Origin of the sequence: Streptomyces sp. YGL11-2, from assembly GCF_050054615.1 — a bacterium.
Classification (GTDB): Bacteria; Actinomycetota; Actinomycetes; order Streptomycetales; family Streptomycetaceae; genus Streptomyces.
Genome location: NZ_JBNHIN010000027.1, coordinates 17428 through 18718 on the forward strand (window position 1 = coordinate 17428; position 1291 = coordinate 18718).

Below are 1291 nucleotides of genomic sequence, written 5' to 3' on the forward strand. Positions count from 1 at the left end.
GGCCGCGCCGCTCGCGGCGCGGCCCCGTGTGCCGGCACCCGGGAACCGGGTACCGGCGCCAACGCCAACGGTGACCTGTCGGAGCCGCCGGGAGCTGTCACGCGGACTATGGTCGGCTCCATGACACTGTCGATGCGGGAACGAGAGCTTTTTCTGGCGGAACCCCATATCGGTGCGCTGTCGGTCATCGAGCGGCCGGACCGCGCACCGCTGACGGTTCCCATCTGGTATCAGTACACGCCCGGTGGCGAACTATGGGTTCGTACCGGGCCCGACTCCCGGAAGGCGCGGGCGATCCGGTCCGCAGGGCGTTTCAGCCTCATGGTGCAGCGGACCGAGCCGACGGTGCGCTACGTGTCGGTGGAAGGACCGGTGACCAGGACCGAACCGGACAGCCGCGAGCGGTCCTGGGAGATGGCCGCGCGGTACCTCCCCCAGGACAAGGTCGCCGACTTCGTGGAATACGACCGCACCCGGCTCGGTGAACACATCGCGATCTACCTGCGGCCGGAACACTGGCTGTCCGCCGACATGGGATCCCTCTGACCACACGAGCGCGCAAGCCCCCACGGAACCACGCGGTGCCCACTCTTCACTCCTGCCCCCGAGCGCCCGGCTCCCCGGTACGAGCCGAGCGCGGCGTCCCGCCCCGTCCCAGGCACGCACGGTCCGACATCCGCCGCCCGCCGTCCACAACTCCGTTGCCACCCACGGCATTTCATCGACAGCGGAGACGACATCGGGTATAGCGTCGACGGACAGCAATGCACAGAAGGGACTTGCAGCAATGAAGTTAGCCATTCGTACCGGACTGGTCGCCGCGATAGCGGCCTCGGCCTTCGCGGTGGTCGCCCCGACCGCTGGTGCCGCCCCCGCCAGGAGCGACCAGGCGGCGAATGAACCGAGCCGGGCGACCACGAGCGCTGTCGCGCCGGTCGCCGCCGGCGACCACGCGATGGGCGCCCGCCTGGCCGCGAACCCGACCACGATCAAGGCCGCCGCGTACAACCAGGCCCGGAGCATCCTGGCGAAGGCCGGCAGCGACAGCGCGGCCAAGTCGCACCCCGTCCACGGCACGGGCGACGTGCCGGTCAGGTACGGCACCAGCCTGCTGGCCGGCTCGCGGGACGAGTTCCGGACCAAGGACCGCAACGTTCCGGACAAGAAGTCGGGCATGTCGCCGGCTCACTACCAGGCGATCCACGACGCGGCGCGCACCATGGGCATCGACCGCTGGTGACGTAGCCGACCGCGCACCGGCCACGGCACCGCCGAGCCGGTGCGCACCGGC

Annotated in this window: 2 protein-coding genes; both read left to right on the forward strand. The window is 70.6% G+C overall.

Translation table 11 applies throughout. The features are described 5' to 3' along the window. The first annotated feature begins 120 nt into the window (after positions 1-120). Positions 121-546 carry a pyridoxamine 5'-phosphate oxidase family protein gene (locus tag ACO1BR_RS27055; RefSeq protein WP_426797711.1) on the forward strand — a complete coding sequence of 142 codons (426 nt, stop codon included), beginning with the start codon at positions 121-123 and terminating at the stop codon, positions 544-546. Positions 547-787: 241 nt separating this feature from the next. Next, positions 788-1240, forward strand: coding sequence for a hypothetical protein (locus ACO1BR_RS27060; protein ID WP_426797712.1), 453 nt, complete (start codon positions 788-790; stop codon positions 1238-1240). The last annotated feature ends 51 nt before the right edge of the window (positions 1241-1291 follow it).